Genomic DNA, 14110 nt, shown 5'->3' with positions numbered 1-14110 from the left:
GGACAGGCGGCTGCCGCGCCTCGCGGGGGGCGGCGGGCAGGGGTGGGGCCGAGGGAGCTTCGCTGGTCACCCGGAGCACTCTAGGTGCGCCCTGAGGTGCAGAAACGTCCCTCCTGACGCCCTTTCACCCCTTCGAGTCCCAACCGTCCCCGGCGCCGCCCGGCCCCGTCACTCGTACGCGGTGACCAGCACCGAACCGGTGACCTCCACCGGTTCGGGCAGCGCCGCCAGCGCGGCGGCCAGCGCGGCCGGTTCGGTGTGCCAGGCGCTCGGGCCCATGCCGACCACGGCGGCGGCGTCCGCCCGCGACAGCCGCAGCGCGAACTCCACCTCGGTGCGCTCCACCGGCGCGAACCAGGGGCCGAGCTTCTCGCCGATCCGCCGGTCCTTGTCCTCGTCCACCGACAGCAGGCCCAGCGCGCCCACCAGTTCCCGCAGGTGGCGGGAGGTGGGGGCGGCCACCAGCAGCCGACCGCCGGGGCGCAGCACCCGCCGCATCTCGGGGCCGTTGCGCGGCGCGAACACGTTCAGCAGCACGTCGGCGGCGCCGTCCCGCAGCGGCAGCGGCCGCCAGGCGTCGCAGACCACCGCGCCGATCCGCGGGTGCGCCTTCGCGGCGCGCCGCAGCGCGTACTTGGACAGGTCGAGCGCCGCGCCCGCCGCGCCCGGCCGGGCTTCCAGCACCCGGGCCAGGTAGTGGCCGGTGCCCGCGCCGAGGTCCGCGACCAGTCCGCTCTCCGCCGCGACCCCGGCGGCGGCCGCGGCCAGCGCCCGTTCCAGCGGGGCGTAGTGGCCGGCCGCCAGGAAGTCGCCGCGGGCCGCGACCATCTCGGCGGTGTCGGCGGTGCCCTGCTTGGCGTCCCCCGCCAGCAGGCTCACGTAGCCCTGCCGGGCCTGGTCGAAGCTGTGGCTGTCGGCGCAGCGCAGGGTGCGGCCGTCCAGTGCCAGCGGGCGGGCGCAGTGCGGGCAGACCAGGTAGGGCTCGATGTCCTGCAGCAACTCGCTCGCATCCTCGGCGCAGATCGTTCGGTGCCCGGGAACCGTCAGGGGCCGGGGGAACGTCGAGGGTATCCCGCCCGCGGGCGCCTCGTCGCTCTCCCGGCCCCTGACGCGGGCCCGACGGCGGCTCACTCCTCGCCGTCGTCGCCGACCTCTTCCTCCTCCGACTCGTCGACCACCCACATCGCCAGCCGCTCCGCCACGCCGGTGATGCCGAGCTTGCCCTCCCGGATCGCCCGGGCCAGGCTGCGCACCTCCCGCGCGGTGGTCGCCACCCGGCAGCCGCTGGCCACCAGGTACGCGTAGGCCACGGCGGTGGCGAACAGCTCGTTGTTGCGCTCCAGCGCGGGGACCCGGATCAGCTGGTGCATCAGCGCCGCCGCCCGGTCCTGCGGCTCGGGGTAGACCGCGATGTCGAAGACCTCGGCCTGGTGCCTGGTGATCGCCGCGAGCAGCGATCCGTAGTCGGTGACCTGCGGGTCACCGGGCGTGTACTGCTCGGCGGTCATGAGCAGCCACGAGAGGTCGACCTCAAGCTTCAACGGCGCACGTCCTGGAGTTCGCCGGGCGACCCGAACTCGGCCAGGAACACCGCCTCGTGCTCCTTCATGAACTGCGCCGCGGCGTCCACGAAGTTGCGCCCGGCCTCGCCCATGTCCTGCTGCACCAGCCGTTCGATGTACTGGTTCATGCTGATCCCCTGCTGCTCCGCCCGCTCGCGGGCCATCTCGGCGGTGGTCGCGTCCACCCTGACGTTCAGCTGCTTCTTGGCCATCCTTCAACGCTAGCGCCGAGGTGCTAGCACAACAAGGGCGCAAACCGGCCGCTCCCCCGCTCCCCCACCATGTCCGCCCGCACCCCCGCGAAAACCGGCCAACCGTCTCGATCCGCCAACACCGCTGCCCGGCAAGCGGATCACTCCGCAAGATCCGTCACCCCACCCGGCCCACCGGGGCTACTCCACCTCAACGCCGTACCCGCGCACCAGCGCTTCCAGGCCGTGGTCGTAGCCCTGGCCGACGGCGCGGAAGCGCCACCGCGGGCCCCTACGGTAGATCTCGGCCAGGAGCAGGGTGCGCTCGCTGGTGGCGGCGTCCAACGTGGCCTGGGCGACGGCCGGGGCGTCGACGCCCGGGGCGAGCACCACCTGGACCGCCCCGACGCTCCCGAAGGTCTCGGCCCCGTCGATGGCCGCGGCAACCGCGATCCGGTGGGCAGCGGGCGGCAGCGCCGCGAGGTCGACGGCGATGCTCTGTTCGGTGGGGCCGTCGCAGCGGAGCCGGACGGACCCGTCGGGGCTCTCGGGCGCACCGTAGAAGACGAAGTCCTCGTCGCAGGAGACCTGTTCGTCCTCGTCGAGCACGAAGGCGACGACGTCGATCTCGCAGTCCGCCAACTGCGCCCAGGAGGCGGCCACGTGCCACTGTCCCGCGGTCGGCAGGTCGATGACCCCACCGCGCGACAGGACCTCGGCCACCGCGCCGTTCCCGGCCGGGGCGTCCAACGGCTCCGCTGCGGGCGTTCCGAGCCAGTCCTGCGGGTGCACCGGGATCCCCAGGGCGGTGACGCGGGCCATCCGGCGGTCGAGCTCTCCGCCCGGGAGGAGGAGGACATCGGTGACGCCGGCCGAGAGGTTGATCGCTGCCGCCCCGCCCAGTTCGACGACCCGGGCCCGCACGACGGACGCCTCCTGATGGGTGCCGCCCAGGACCAGGACCCGCCGACGGCCGAACGGCCTGGCCGGGTACGGGGCGGCGGGCCGCTGCCGCGGGGGCGCCCCGGCCGGAGCGGGAACAGGAGCAGGCGCCTCGGCCGGGACGAAAGCAGGAGCAGGGGCCCCGGCCGGGACGGGAACGGGCGGTGCGGCCACCGGGCCCGGCGCGGCGGGGGCAGCGGGGCGCTCCGCCACCGACGCCCTCCCCCTCGTCGGCCCTTCGTACGGCGTCCCCGGTCTCACGTCCGCCAGCAGCTTGAGGAAGGTGTGCTCGTCGACGATCGTGACGCCCTCCGCGACCGCCCTCCGCGCCTTCTCCGAACCCGACGCCGAGTCGTTGGTGACCAAGACTCCGGTGTGCCGGCTGACCGACGACATGATGTTCAGACCGGCGTCGACGGCTCGCGCCACCAGCTCCGCCCGGGAGGTGGCGGTCTCACCCGTGACCGCGATCTTCATGCCCTGCACCAGCGGATCCCCCGGCGCCGGACGTCCTGGGTTCCGGTAGGCGCACGGGGTCTTCGGCGGCTTCGGCGCGAACTGCGCGTCCTGCCGGGGCGGACAGGCCACCAGCGGCAGCGGGACGCCCAGCCGTGCGGCCTCGGCCAGCGAAGAACGGAAGATCCCCGCGAGGACACGCGTGTCGTCCAGCGCGTCGTGCGCACTGGTCTGCGGCACGCCGTAGTACTCGGCGAGGGCCGCCAGGCCAAGGCCCGCGACGGGCGGTTCCACCCGCCGGTTCAGCGCCAGGGTGCACAGGCGCTGCGCGACGGGGAGGTAGAGCCGGGCCCGGGCGAACTCGTGGGCCAGGAAGTCGTAGTCGAACTGGGCGTTGTGGGCCACCATGACGCGGTCCTGGAGGAGCGCCCCGATCCGGCCCGCCACCTGTTCGAAGGTCGGGGCGCCACTCAGCCGCTCCGGCGTCAGGCCGTGGACGTGCACCGGCCCCGGGTCGCAGCCCGGGTTGAGCAGGGTCGCGTACTCGCCGGTCTGGACGCCGTCCGGCCCGAAGGTCAGCACCGCGATCGAGAGGACCCGGTCGCGCCGGGCGACCAGGCCCGACGTCTCGACGTCGACCAGGGCCCAGTCGTGCGCGTAGTCGGACAGGTATGACACATCTGGCGGGGAAGCGAGTGGCATGGCTGCAAGGATGGGCCGGGCCCGAGCAGCGCTTCAAGCCGAACGCCGATTTTCCTCCGGCCCGTCCCGGGAAACGCCGCACGGGCGCGGGAAGGGCTCCCGCGCCCGTGCGAAGTGCCCCCGCGCGCCGTTACCGGACCGGCTCCAGGATGGCGACGCACTCGAAGTGCTGGGTCATCGGGAACAGGTCGAAGGCCCGCAGCGAGACCGGGCGGTAGCCGCCCTCGCGGAAGAAGGCGAGGTCGCGGGCGAGGGCGGCCGGGTCGCAGGCGACGTAGGCGATCCGGCGGGCGGCCAGGGAGCTGAGGTGGGCGACGGTGTCGCGGCCGGCGCCGGCCCGCGGCGGGTCGAGGACGATCAGGTCGGTGGAGGTGATGCCGGTGCGGGGCAGCAGGGTCTCGACCTTGTCGCACTCGATCCGGACGTGTTCCAGCGCGGCCAGGTTGTGCCGGGCGTCGGCGACCGCCTGCTTGCCGGACTCGATGCCGAGCACCGCGCCCTCCTCGCCGACCCGCTCGGCGAGCGCGCCCGCGAACAGGCCGACGCCGCAGTACAGGTCGAGCGCGCTCTCGCCCCACTGCGGGTCGAGCCCGGCGAGGACGGCGTCGACCAGGGTGTCGGGGGCCTCGGGGTGGACCTGCCAGAAGCCGCCCTCGGAGACCCGCCAGGTGCGGTCGGTGGCGCGCTCGCGGACGAAGGTGCGGCCGTGGACGCGGTGGAACAGGTCCTGCTCGTCGATCCGGGCGATGGACGTCTCGCGGTCCAGCTCGACCAGCGGCAGCTGCTCGCCGGGCCGCGGCCGCAGGATCACCTGCCGGTCGGAGGAGCCCGCCGCGGCGATCGCCTCGACGGCGGCCACCCCGGTCCAGTCGCGGGACTCGATGCCGAGCTCGCTGACGCCGGGCGCGGCGATCAGGCAGCGGTCAATCGGCTGGACGTCGTGCGAGCGGTGCTTGCGCAGGCCGATCACGCCCTCCTCGTCGACCGCGTACTGCACCCGGGTGCGCCAGGCCGGGACCTCGCCCGCGGGGAGCTTGCCGCCGACCGGCTCGACCGAGCCGTCCCAGCGGGCCTCCTCGAGGGTGAGGCCGGCCAGCTTGGCGAGCTGCTCGGTGAGGACGGCGGCCTTGAGCTTGCGCTGCCCGCCGGGGGTGACGTGCTGCCAGTCGCAGCCGCCGCACTTGCCGGGGCCGGAGAACGGGCAGGGCGCCTCGATCCGGTCCTTGGAGGCCTCCAGCACCTCCACCGCGTCGGCCCGCAGGAAGCGCGAGGTGGTGGTGCCCTCGGTGACCTGAGCGACCACCCGCTCGCCGGGCAGCGCGTGCCGGACGAACAGCACCCGGCCCTCGTGCCGGGCCACGCAGTGCCCGCCGTGCGCGACCGGCCCGACCTCGACCTCGTAGCGCTCGCCGACCAGCGGGTCCCCGGAGGGCTGCCGCAGCACCGGCTGCGCGGGCCGCAGCGCCTTCGGCGGGCGCACCGCCCCGGGCTTGCGCCCCTGCCGGGCCGACTTCTTCGCGCCCTCGCCCTTCGGCGCGGCCTGCTTCGGGCCCTTCTCCTTGGCGGCGGCCTTGTCCTTGGCGCCGGCCCGGTCCTTGGGCGCGGCCTTCGCCGGAGCGGCCTTCACGGGCCGCTCCGGGCGCTCCGGGCGCTGCTCGCCGGGTACCGGCGGCAGGCTGCGGGCGGTGTTGCCCTCCCGGTCGGTGGCCTCCGGCCGGGCGGGCCGGCTGCTCCAGCGCGGGTGCGCGACCTGCCCCGGCTTGGCGCCGGACGTACGGCCGGGGCGGCCCTGGCGACCGGAGGAGCGGGGCGGGTTGTTGCGGGTCACGGGGGTCGCTTCCTTACGGGAGACAGCGGGAGGACGAGCGGGGTGGAGCGGGCGGAGCAGGTGGAGCGCGCCGTGCGGCAAACACGGCGGCCCGCGGCGGACCGGGAAGGATCCGCCACGGGCCTATTGAAGGCCATGCGGGGGTCGGACGGGCCGCGCGAGCCTCAGTCGCGCGGCGCGGTGTCCGTCCCGCCCCGGCCCTCGTCGGCCGGACCGGCCGAACCGGCCGAACTCGCCGAACCGGTCGGCGCCGGCCGCCGCCGCGGCTCACCGCGGCGCACCGCGCCGGGCGCGGACCACGCCTTGGGCGCCTTGCGCCGCTCCGAGGACTCCAACTGCCAGGGTACGGAGGTCACCATCACACCGGGCTTGAACAGCAGCCGCCCCTTGAGCCGCAGCGCGCTCTGGTTGTGCAGCAGGTGCTCGTACCAGTGGCCGACCACGTACTCGGGGATGTAGACCGCGACGACGTCGCGCGGGCTGGAGCGGCGCAGGTTCTTGACGTACTCCAGCACCGGCCCGGTGACCTCGCGGTACGGCGAGTCCAGGACCTTCAGCGGCACGTCCAGTCCGCGCTCGTCCCAGTCCTGCCGCAGCGCCGCGGTGTCCTCGGGGTCGACGTTGACGGTGACGGCCTCCAGGGTCTGGGCCCGGGCCAGGCGGGCGTACGCGAGGGCGCGCAGCGCGGGCTTGTGGATCTTGGAGACCAGCACGATGGCGTGCACCCGGGTCGGCGGGGCGGCGTCGTCGGGCTCCTCGGCGGCCTTGAGCTCGGCGTTGACCCGGTCGTAGTGGCGGCGGATCGCCTTCATCATGACGAACAGCACGACCATCAGGGCGATGGCGATCCAGGCGTGGCCGATCTTGGTGGCGAGCACCACGATCAGCACGGCCATGGTCATCACCAGGCCGAAGGTGTTGATCGCCCGGCTGCGCTGCATGTGGGCGCGCTTCTTCGGGTCGGTCTCGGTCTTCAGCAGCCTGGTCCAGTGCCGGATCATGCCGGACTGGCTCATGTTGAACGCCACGAAGACGCCGACGATGTACAGCTGGATCAGCCGGTTCGGGTCGGCGCCGAACGCCACGATGAACAGGATCGCCGCGCCGGCCAGCAGCACGATGCCGTTGGAGAAGGCGAGCCGGTCGCCGCGGGTGTGCAGCTGCCGGGGCAGGTAGCGGTCCTGGGCGAGGATCGAGCCGAGCACCGGGAAGCCGTTGAAGGCGGTGTTGGCGGCCAGCACCAGGATCAGGCCGGTGGTGGCGGCGACGAAGTAGAAGCCGGGCGTGAAGTTGGAGAACACCGCCTCGGAGATCTGCGCCAGCACGGTCTTCTGGTGGTAGTTCTCGGGCGCGCCGATCAGCTGCTCGGCCGGGTTCTCGGCCATCTGCGTGCCGGTCAGGTGGGCCAGGTAGATGATGCCCATGAACATCGTCACGGCGATGGAGGCCATCATCAGCAGCGTGGTCGCCGCGTTCTTGCTCTTCGGCTTGCGGAACGCCGGGACGCCGTTGGAGATCGCCTCCACACCGGTCAGCGCCGCACAGCCCGAGGAGAACGCCTTCAGCAGCAGGAACACCAGCGCGAACCCGGCCAGCGAGCTGTTCCCGGGCGTCGCCGCCAGGTGGTACGAGGAGCTCTCCGCGGGCAGCGCGGCCCCGAACCCGAAGTGCCTGATCAGGCCGTACACCACCATGCCCATGACGCCGACCATGAACGCGTACGTCGGGACGGCGAACGCCGAGCCGGACTCGCGCACGCCGCGCAGGTTCATCCCCATCAGCAGGATGACCAGGAACACCGACAGCGCCATCTCGTGCCCGCGCAGCGCGGGCACCGCCGAGACCACGTTGGCCACGCCGGAGGTGGTCGAGACCGCCACGGTGAGGATGTAGTCGACCATCAGCGCGCTCGCCACCACCAGGCCGGAGTTCGGCCCGTGGTTGACGGTGGCGACCTCGTAGTCGCCGCCGCCGCTCGGGTAGGCGTGCACGTTCTGCCGGTAGGAGGCGACCACCGCGAGCATGACGATGGCGACCACGACGCCGATCTGCCACGAGAAGTGGATGGCCGAGGCGCCGGCCAGCGACAGCGTCAGCAGGATCTCCTCGGGCGCGTACGCGACGGAGGAGAGCGCGTCCGAGGCGAACACCGGCAGCGCGATCCGCTTGGGGAGGAGCGTCTCCCCCAGCTTGTCGCTGCGCAGCGCACGCCCGATCAGGATGCGTTTCGGTAGGTCAGCAGGCATAGGCACAACAAGGGATCGTAAGGGCTCCGGGTGGCACCGGATGCCTCGCGGGGCCACCTTGCTCGCGACTGTGTTCGGCGGACCGGCTAGCGTGTCGGCAGAAGGGTTTGCGGGCAACACCGAGTTGCCCCCTCGCGTCGGATCACAGGCGCGGCCGACAAGTGGCCCCCGGAATCGGGTGCACGGAAGGACGATGAGCGGTGTTTACGCAGGTCATGACCCCAATGGATCGGGTGAGGTAGGCGCGTGCACATCGTCATCATGGGCTGCGGACGCGTGGGCTCCGCCCTGGCCAGAGCGCTCGAGAAACAAGGCCACTCGGTCGCGGTCATCGACCAGGACCCGACCGCTTTCCGACGGCTCGGCGCGGGCTTCAACGGCCGCCGGGTCACCGGCGTCGGCTTCGACCAGGACACCCTGAAGGAGGCCGGCATCGAGGAGGCGGGCGCCTTCGCCGCCGTCTCCAGCGGTGACAACTCGAACATCATCGCGGCCCGGGTGGCCCGGGAGAACTTCGGCGTCGAGCACGTCGCGGCCCGCATCTACGACCCGCGCCGCGCCGAGGTCTACCAGCGGCTGGGCATCCCGACCGTGGCCACCGTCCGCTGGACCGCCGACCAGATGCTGCGTCGGCTGCTGCCCAGCGGCGCCGAACCGGTCTGGCAGGACCCGTCGGGCTCGGTCCAGCTCGCCGAGGTCGCCTTCACCCCCGCCTGGGTCGGCCACCGGCTCTCCGAGCTGGAGGAGGCCGCCGGCGTCCGGGTGGCGTTCGTCACCCGGGTCGGCGAAGGCGTGCTGCCCACCCCGCAGATGGTGGTGCAGGAGGGCGACCTGGTGCACGTGATGCTGCGCCGCAACGAACTGACCGCGGTCGAGGCGGCGTTCGCCAAGGGCCCCGAGGAGGCTGGTCACTGATGCGCGTCGCCATTGCCGGAGCCGGAGCCGTCGGCCGTTCGATCGCCGGGGAACTGCTGGAGAACGGCCACGAGGTCCTGCTGATCGACAAGAACCCGAACTCCATCTCGGTGGAGCGGGTCCCGCTCGCCGAGTGGCTGCTCGCCGACGCCTGCGAGATCACCTCGCTGGACGAGGCCGCGCTGCAGCGCTGCCACGTGGTGATCGCCGCCACCGGCGACGACAAGGTCAACCTGGTGGTGTCGCTGCTCGCCAAGACCGAGTACGGCGTGCCGCGGGTGGTCGCCCGGGTGAACAACCCGAAGAACGAGTGGCTGTACAACGAGTCCTGGGGCGTGGACGTCGCGGTCTCCACCCCGCGCCTGATGTCGGCGCTGGTCGAGGAGGCGGTGAGCGTCGGCGACCTGGTCCGCCTGATGCGCTTCTCGCAGGGCAACGCCAACCTGGTCGAGCTGACCCTGGCCGCGGACACCGCCCTGGTCGGCACCCGGGTCGGCGACGTCGCCTGGCCGGTGGACACCGCGCTGGTGACCATCATCCGCGAGGGCCGGGTGCTGGTCCCCGGCGGCAGCGACACCCTGGAGGCCGGGGACGAGCTGCTGTTCGTCGCCGCCCAGGAGCGCGAGGAGGAGCTGGAGACGCTGCTGGCCGGCTGATCCCGCCCCGCTCCACGACGGAGGGCCCCGCGCACCGCGCGGGGCCCTCCGGTCACTCCTCCGGCTTCGTCACTTCCGCGGCTCCGCCTCGTCCTCGTCCAGCTCCGCCTTGATCGGCGGCGGCGCGGTCAGCAGGATCCGCCAGGTCACGTACATCGCCAGCAGCAGCGGCGGGATGCCGAGCGCGACCTTCAGCCAGCCCAGCAGGTTGATGTTGTGGGTGAAGTACAGCGGGAACAGGATCACCGGCTTCAGGCCCATGATCAGCACCCAGGCCCAGGTCGCCTTGGTGTAGGCGGCCAGCCGGCCGGGGTTCTGCTTGCGCCAGGTGAACATCTCGCCGGTGATCGGGCCGAGCATCAGGCCGATCATCGGCCAGCGCACCAGGGCGGAGACCGCCAGCGCCAGGCAGTAGCCGACGTTCCACAGCAGGCCCGGCAGGTAGAAGTCCTCGGCCTTGCCGGTCTTCATCGAGATCCAGGCGCCGATCGCCACGCCGAACACGCCGGAGAAGGCGTGCTGGATGGTCTCCCGGCGGGCCAGCCGGAGCACCACGAACACCGCGCACAGCGCCAGCGCCGACCAGGCGGCCACCGGCACCTTGTGGGTGATGTTGAACGCGACGATGTACACCAGGCCGGGCAGCGTCATGTCGATCATGCCGCGGACGCCGCCGAAGGCCTTGAGCACCGTCTCGGCCGCCTCCTTCGAGGCGTCCCGCTCCGGCTCGGCCGCGGGCTGCTCGTACACCCCGGGCTGCCCGTCGTCCTGCGGGCCGTTGGGACCGTGTGCGGTCACCCTGATCGCCTCGTTGCTCACGCGGACTCGCTCCCGTGTCCCACCGGACGCAGCTCGTAGCGGGGATTGAAGAGCACGCGGCGCCCGCGTGCGTGGCTGATCCGGCCGCTGGCGATGAGGCGGCGGCCCGGCTCTATGCCCACGATCGAGCGCCGGCCCAGCCACACCACGTCCAGCGCCTCGGTACCGTCGAACAGCTCGGCCTCCAGCGCGGGCACCCCCGCGCGCGGGCGGAGCGTGACGGTGCGCAGGGTGCCGGCGACGGTGACGATCTCGCGGTCGCCGCAGGCGGCGATCGGGGTGCAGCCCGCCTCCGCGGTGTCCTGCCGCAGCTCCTCGGCCTCCAACTCCTCGGAGGAGGAGGTCAACCGGCTCAGCATGCGGCGGAAACGGCCCTGCGGCTGGTCGCCGATGTTGTCACCACTCATGCCGGAAGGGTACCGGTTCGCCGGTGCCGGGCGGCAGGTCCGCGGGTGGGCCCGGTCACCCGTCCGCCCGTGCTCCGTCACGGCTCGAAGCGGTAGCCCATGCCCGGTTCGGTGATGAAGTGCCGGGGGTGCGAGGGGTCCGCCTCCAGCTTGCGGCGCAGCTGCGCCAGGTAGACCCGCAGGTAGTTGGTCTCCTTGCGGTACGCGGGGCCCCACACCTCCTGGAGCAGCTGGGTCTGGCTGACCAGCCGCCCGGAGTTGCGCACCAGCACCTCCAGCAGGTGCCACTCGGTCGGGGTGAGCCGGACGTCCGCGCCCCGGCGGTTGACCTTCTTCGCGGCCAGGTCGACGGTGAACCCCTCGGTGGTGATCACCGACTCGCCCTCGGCGGTGACCGGTTCGGCCCGGCGGACGGCGGCCCGCATCCGGGCCAGCAGCTCGTCCATGCCGAACGGCTTGGTGACGTAGTCGTCGGCGCCGGCGTCCAGCGCCTCGACCTTCTCGTCGGAGGCGTGCCGGGCGGACAGCACGATGATCGGAACCCTGGTCCAGCCGCGCAGGCCGCGGATCACCTCGACGCCGTCCATGTCGGGCAGGCCCAGGTCGAGGACCACCACGTCGGGGTGCCGGGCGGCGGCCAGTTCCAGGGCGCTCGCGCCGTCGTGCGCGGAGTCCACCTCGTACTTGCGGGCCTTGAGGTTGATCACCAGGGCGCGGACGATCTGCGGTTCGTCGTCCACCACGAGGACCCGGGTCATGCGGGACCGGCCTTTCGTTTGTCGGGGAGTGCCAGCTCGACGGCGGGGAGCGAGACCACCATGGTCAGCCCGCCGCCGGGGGTGTCCTCGGCGGTGACGGTGCCGCCCATCGCCTCGGCGAAGCCGCGCGCCACCGCCAGGCCGAGGCCCACCCCGGCGCCGCGCGGGGCGTCGCCGAGGCGCTGGAACGGGGCGAAGATCCGCTCCCGGGCCTCCTCGGGGACGCCCGGTCCGCGGTCGACCACCCGCAGTTCGACCCGGCCGTCCCGCTCCAGCAGATCCGCCTTCACCAGGACGGGTGAGTTCGGCGGCCCGTACTTGACGGCGTTCTCCACCAGGTTGGCCAGCACCCGCTCCAGCAGCCCGGCGTCGGCCCGCACCATCGGCAGCGACTCCGCCACGTCGAGGCGCACGCTGCCCGGCGGCACGCCGCCCAGCGCGAACGGCACCACCTCGTCCAGGTCGGTGGGCTGCAGCAGCGGGGTGACGGTGCCGGTCTGCAGGCGGCTCATGTCCAGCAGGTTGTTGATCAGGTGGTCGAGCCGGTCCGCGCCGGACTCGATCCCGGCCAGCAGCTCGGCCTCGTCCTCCGGGTCCCACTCGACGTCCTCGGCGCGCAGCGAGGAGACCGCCGCCTTGATCCCGGCCAGCGGGGTGCGCAGGTCGTGCGAGACGGCGGCCAGCAGCGCGGTGCGGATCCGGTTGCCCTCCGCCTCCCGGCGGGCCGCGGCCGCCTCCCCGGCCAGCCGGCGGCGCTCCAGCAGGACGGCCGCCTGGTTGGCGAACGCGCCGAGCATCCGCCGGTCCTCGGCGGGCAGCACCCGGCCGCGCAGCACCAGCGCGAGCCGCTCGCCGACCGGGACGTCCACGTCGGCCCGCTCCGGCCCGGTCGGCGGGCGCGGCCCCACCGCGGCGGCGGCCTGCCACGGCCCGTGCGGCTCGGCCCGCTCCAGCAGCGCCACCGCCTCCTGCTGGAAGGTCTCCCGGACCTGCTCCAGCAGCGCCGTCAGCACCCCCTCGCCGGTGGGCGCGCCGCGCAGCACCGTGCCGGCCAGCGCGGACAGCGTCTGCGCCTCGGCCTGGGCCCGGGCCGCGACGTGGCTGCGCCGGGCCGCCAGGTCGACCACGGTGGCGACCGCGATGCCGACCGCGGCGAAGATCGCCACCGCGACGATGTTCTCCGGCTGGGCGATGGTGAAGGTGTGGATGGGGGGCGCGAAGTAGTAGTTGAGCGCCGAGGAGGACACCAGCGCGGAGGCGATCGCCGGGAACAGCCCGCCCACCAGCGCCGCGCACACCGTCAGCGACAGGAACAGCAGCATGTCGGTGGAGAGCCCCGGACCGTGCAGCTGCGTGAGCGCCAGCGCCAGCAGCGGCGGCCCGGCCACCCCGATCGCCCAGCCCGCGACCGTCCTGGTCCGGCCCAGGTCGGTGACCTTGCGGATCGGGATCCGGCCCCGGCCGCGCGCCGCGTGCTCGTGGTTGACCATGTGGACGTCGATGTCGCCGGAGTCCCTGGTCACCGTGTAGCCGACGCCCGGTCCGTACACGTACTGCCAGACCCTGCGGCGGCTCGTGCCGATCACGATCTGGGTGGCGTTGACGCCGCGGGCGAAGTCCAGCAGCCCGGCCGCCGGGTCGTCGCCGAGCACCGAGTGGAAGCTGCCGCCCAGGCTCTCCACCAGCGCCCGCTGCTCGATCAGCGCCCGCGGGGAGGAGCCGGACAGCCCGTCGGAGCGCGAGATGTGCACCGCCAGCAGCTCGCCCGCGCTGTGCCGGGCCGCGATCCGGGCCGCCCGGCGCACCAGCGTGGCGCCCTCCGGGCCGCCGGTCAGGCCGACCACGATCCGCTCCCGGGCCTGCCAGGTGCCCTGGATGCCCTGCTCGGCCCGGTAGCGCTGCAGGTACTCGTCGACCCGGTCGGCCGTCCACAGCAGCGCCAGCTCGCGCAGCGCCGTCAGGTTGCCGGGCCGGAAGTAGTGCGCGAGCGCCGCGTCCACCTTGTCCGGCGCGTACACGTTGCCGTGCGCGAGGCGGCGGCGCAGCGCCTGCGGGGACATGTCGACCAGCTCGATCTGGTCCGCCCGGCGCACCACCTCGTCCGGGACGGTCTCCCGCTGCCGGACGCCGGTGATGCCCTCGACCACGTCCCCCAGCGACTCCAGGTGCTGGACGTTGACGGTGGAGACCACGTCGATCCCGGCCGCCAGCAGCTCCTCCACGTCCTGCCAGCGCTTGGCGTGGCGCGAGCCCGGGACGTTGGTGTGGGCGAGCTCGTCGACCAGCGCGACCGCCGGGTCGCGGGCCAGCACCGCGTCCAGGTCCAGCTCGGTGAACTCGGCGCCCCGGTGAGTGACCGTCCGGCGCGGGACGGTCTCCAGGCCGTCCAGCAACTCGGCGGTGCGGGCCCGGCCGTGGGTCTCCACGAAGCCGACCACCACGTCCGCGCCGCGTTCGATCCGCCGGTGCGCCTCGGACAGCATGGCGTGGGTCTTGCCGACGCCGGGGGCCGCCCCGAGGTAGATCCGCAGCCTGCCGCGGGCCGTGTGCACCATGCGTCAGAGACTACGGCCCAAAATCGCAATATCCGCTGATCAGACGGGCCGGGGCCGAGAATTGTCAACTTCT

The 14110-nt window shown here is 73.4% G+C and carries 12 protein-coding genes; 2 read left to right on the top strand and 10 right to left on the bottom strand.

What is annotated here, in order from left to right; genetic code table 11:
- Positions 1–168: 168 nt before the first annotated feature.
- From EDD39_RS12575 to EDD39_RS12550, 6 genes are all read right to left on the bottom strand, one after another.
- Positions 169–999, bottom strand: coding sequence for a putative RNA methyltransferase (locus EDD39_RS12575; RefSeq protein ID WP_123555627.1), 831 nt, complete (start codon positions 997–999; stop codon positions 169–171).
- A 128-nt stretch (positions 1000–1127) separates the two neighbouring features.
- A complete protein-coding gene (locus tag EDD39_RS12570; RefSeq protein WP_030458279.1) occupies positions 1128–1541 on the bottom strand; it encodes a hypothetical protein in 414 nt (137 codons plus the stop codon).
- Positions 1538–1774, bottom strand: coding sequence for a toxin-antitoxin system HicB family antitoxin (locus EDD39_RS12565; RefSeq protein WP_030458280.1), 237 nt, complete (start codon positions 1772–1774; stop codon positions 1538–1540). The genes EDD39_RS12570 and EDD39_RS12565 overlap by 4 nt, the downstream gene beginning before the upstream one ends.
- Before the next feature lie 180 nt (positions 1775–1954).
- Complete coding sequence (locus EDD39_RS12560) at positions 1955–3853, bottom strand: TerD family protein (protein WP_123555625.1); 1899 nt, start codon at positions 3851–3853, stop codon at positions 1955–1957.
- Between the two features lie 130 nt (positions 3854–3983).
- Entirely contained in the window at positions 3984–5315 is a 1332-nt protein-coding gene (locus EDD39_RS12555; protein WP_425269750.1) for a class I SAM-dependent RNA methyltransferase, read from the bottom strand.
- A 530-nt stretch (positions 5316–5845) separates the two neighbouring features.
- On the bottom strand, positions 5846–7927 hold the full coding sequence (locus EDD39_RS12550; protein WP_123555623.1) for an APC family permease: 2082 nt from the start codon (positions 7925–7927) through the stop codon (positions 5846–5848).
- 246 nt (positions 7928–8173) lie between these two features.
- Here EDD39_RS12550 and EDD39_RS12545 point away from each other — a divergent pair, with 246 nt between their 5' ends.
- Positions 8174–8842: a potassium channel family protein gene (locus EDD39_RS12545; RefSeq protein ID WP_123555621.1), complete on the top strand. Its 669-nt coding sequence runs from the start codon at positions 8174–8176 to the stop codon at positions 8840–8842.
- Entirely contained in the window at positions 8842–9498 is a 657-nt protein-coding gene (locus tag EDD39_RS12540; RefSeq protein ID WP_030458285.1) for a potassium channel family protein, read from the top strand. Before EDD39_RS12545 ends, EDD39_RS12540 begins: the two co-directional genes overlap by 1 nt.
- A 69-nt stretch (positions 9499–9567) precedes the next feature.
- Here the strand turns inward: EDD39_RS12540 and EDD39_RS12535 are convergent, their stop codons facing one another.
- The 4 genes from EDD39_RS12535 to EDD39_RS12520 form a co-directional block, all read right to left on the bottom strand.
- Positions 9568–10296, bottom strand: coding sequence for a DUF3159 domain-containing protein (locus EDD39_RS12535; protein WP_244256698.1), 729 nt, complete (start codon positions 10294–10296; stop codon positions 9568–9570).
- Positions 10297–10313: 17 nt separating this feature from the next.
- Positions 10314–10724, bottom strand: a complete 411-nt coding sequence (locus EDD39_RS12530; RefSeq protein WP_033216968.1) for an OB-fold nucleic acid binding domain-containing protein — start codon at positions 10722–10724, stop codon at positions 10314–10316.
- Positions 10725–10801: 77 nt separating this feature from the next.
- Positions 10802–11482, bottom strand: a complete 681-nt coding sequence (locus EDD39_RS12525; RefSeq protein WP_123555617.1) for a response regulator — start codon at positions 11480–11482, stop codon at positions 10802–10804.
- Positions 11479–14037 carry a sensor histidine kinase gene (locus EDD39_RS12520; RefSeq protein WP_123555615.1) on the bottom strand — a complete coding sequence of 853 codons (2559 nt, stop codon included), beginning with the start codon at positions 14035–14037 and terminating at the stop codon, positions 11479–11481. The genes EDD39_RS12525 and EDD39_RS12520 overlap by 4 nt, the downstream gene beginning before the upstream one ends.
- Between the last annotated feature and the right edge of the window lie 73 nt (positions 14038–14110).

It is taken from the genome of Kitasatospora cineracea (assembly GCF_003751605.1).
Taxonomy (GTDB): domain Bacteria; phylum Actinomycetota; class Actinomycetes; order Streptomycetales; family Streptomycetaceae; genus Kitasatospora; species Kitasatospora cineracea.
The sequence above is the reverse complement of the archived record's forward strand: the minus strand, read 5'-3'. Positions and strand labels throughout refer to the sequence as shown.